1 protein-coding gene is annotated in these 2683 nt (G+C 73.5%); it reads left to right on the top strand.

Going from position 1 to position 2683, the window contains the following annotated elements:
• A partial coding sequence (locus A5659_RS19690) for a helicase-related protein (RefSeq protein WP_255364652.1) occupies positions 1–2683 on the top strand: 2683 nt, incomplete at both ends.

Here is a 2683-nt window from a genome sequence, read left to right as displayed (position 1 = left end):
GGTGGCCACCTCCAGCCTGGAGCTGGGTATCGACATGGGCGCGGTGGATCTGGTGATCCAGGTGGAGGCGCCGCCGTCGGTGGCCAGCGGCCTGCAACGCATCGGCCGGGCCGGCCACCAGGTCGGCGAGGTCTCGCAGGGGGTGTTGTTCCCCAAGCACCGGACCGACCTGATCGGCTGCGCGGTCAGCGTGCAGCGCATGCTGACCGGCCAGATCGAGACCATGCGGGTGCCCGCCAATCCGCTGGACATCCTGGCGCAGCAGACCGTCGCGGCGGCGGCGCTGGAACCGCTGGACGCCGATCGGTGGTTCGACACCGTGCGGCGCGCCGCCCCGTTCGCGACGCTGCCGCGCAGCGTCTACGAGGCCACCCTGGACCTGCTGAGCGGCAAGTACCCGTCCACCGAATTCGCCGAGCTGCGACCGCGATTGGTCTACGACCGCGACACCGGCACGCTGACCGCCCGGCCCGGCGCGCAGCGGCTGGCCGTGACGTCGGGCGGCGCCATCCCCGATCGCGGGCTGTTCACGGTATACCTGGCCTCCGAAGCCGAAAAGCCTTCGCGGGTGGGCGAACTCGAAGAGGAAATGGTCTACGAGTCGCGTCCCGGCGACGTCATCTCCCTGGGCGCCACCAGCTGGCGGATCACCGAGATCACCCACGACCGGGTGCTGGTGATCCCCGCCCCCGGCCAGCCCGCCCGGCTGCCGTTCTGGCGCGGCGACGGCCTGGGCCGCCCGGCCGAGCTGGGTGCCGCGCTCGGCGCCTTCACCGGCGAGCTGGCCGGCCTCAAGCGCGCGGCCTTCGACACCCGCTGCGCCGAGCTGGGTTTCGACGCGTATGCCACCGACAACCTGTGGGGCCTGCTCGAGGAGCAGCGCGGCGCCGCCGGGGTGGTGCCGACCGACACCACGCTGCTGGTCGAGCGGTTCCGCGACGAGCTGGGTGACTGGCGGGTGATCCTGCATTCGCCGTACGGGCTGCCGGTGAACGGACCGCTGGCGCTGGCGGTGGCCCGCCGGCTGCGCGAGCGCTACGGCATCGACGAGAAGCCCACCGCGTCGGACGACGGCGTCGTGGTGCGGCTGCCCGATACCATTTCGGATTTCGCGTCAGACGCCGGGACTGATACCCCGTTCGGCGCCGACCTTTTCGTCTTCGACGCCGAGGAGATCGACCCGATCGTCACCGCCGAGGTGGGCGGCTCGGCGCTGTTCGCGTCGCGGTTCCGCGAGTGCGCGGCCCGCGCCCTGCTGTTGCCGCGCCGGCATCCCGGGCGCCGCTCGCCGCTGTGGCAACAGCGCCAGCGCGCCGCCCAGTTACTGGAGGTGGCCCGCAAATACCCCGACTTCCCGGTGGTGCTGGAGACCATCCGCGAATGCCTGCAGGACGTCTACGACGTTCCCGCCCTCACCCGGCTGATGACCGGCATCGCGCAGCGGCGGGTGCGGGTGCTCGAGGTCGAGACGCAACGGCCGTCGCCGTTCGCGGCGTCGCTGCTGTTCGGCTATGTCGGTGCGTTCATGTACGAGGGCGACAGCCCGCTGGCCGAGCGCCGGGCGGCCGCGCTGTCACTGGACAGCACGCTGCTCGCCGAGCTGTTGGGCCGGGTGGAGCTGCGTGACCTGCTCGACCCCGAGATCATCGCCGCCACCGGCCGCCAGCTCCAGCACCTCGCGCCGGACCGGGCCGCCCGCGACGCCGAGGCCGTGGCGGACCTGCTGCGGCTGCTGGGCCCGCTGACCGAGGACGAGGTGGCCGCCCGCGCCGGCGGCGCCGACGTGGGAGGTTGGCTGGAGGGGCTGCGCGCGGCCCGGCGCGCGCTGACGGTGTCGTTCGCCGGCCGCAGCTGGTGGGTGGCCATCGAGGACATCGGCCGACTGCGCGACGGCATCGGCATCGCGGTCCCCCTCGGCGTGCCGGCCGCCTTCACCGAGGAGGTGGCCGACCCGCTGGGTGAACTGCTGGGCCGCTACGCGCGCACCCACACCCCGTTCACCACGGCCGAGGCCGCCACCCGGTTCGGGCTGGGGCTGCGGGTGACCGCCGACATCCTGGGCCGGCTGGCCGGTGACGGCCGGCTGGTGCGCGGTGACTTCGTCGCCGCGGCCGAGGCGGACGGGGCGCCCGTGGCCGGCGGCGAACAATGGTGCGACGCCGAGGTGCTGCGCATCCTACGGCGGCGGTCCCTGGCGGCGCTGCGTGCCCAGGTCGAGCCGGTCAGCACCGCCGCCTACGGCCGGTTCCTGCCGGCCTGGCATCGCGTGGGCTCCGCCGAATCATCGCGCTCGCCAAGCCATTCCGGGTTGGACGGCCTGATGTCGGTGATCGATCAGCTGGCCGGTGTGCGGATGCCCGCCTCGGCGGTCGAGCCGCTGGTGCTGGCGCCCCGGGTCCGCGACTACTCCCCCGCGCTGCTCGACGAGCTGCTCGCCACCGGCGAGGTCACCTGGTCGGGGGCCGGGTCGATTTCGACCGGCGACGGCTGGATCGCGTTGCACCCCAGCGAATCCGCGCCGCTGACCCTGGCCGGGCCGGCGGACATCGAGCTGGGCGACGCCCACCGCGCCGTCCTGGACACGCTGGCCCCGGGCGGCGCCTATTTCTTCCGCCAGCTCACCCAGAGCGGGTTCGGCGAGTCCGAGCTCAAAGCCGCGTTGTGGGAACTGATCTGGGCCGGC

It is taken from the genome of Mycobacterium sp. 1165196.3 (assembly GCF_001673415.1).
Lineage (GTDB): Bacteria > Actinomycetota > Actinomycetes > Mycobacteriales > Mycobacteriaceae > Mycobacterium > Mycobacterium europaeum_A.
Note: the sequence above shows the minus strand (reverse complement) of the source record. Positions and strands in the feature narration are given on the sequence as shown.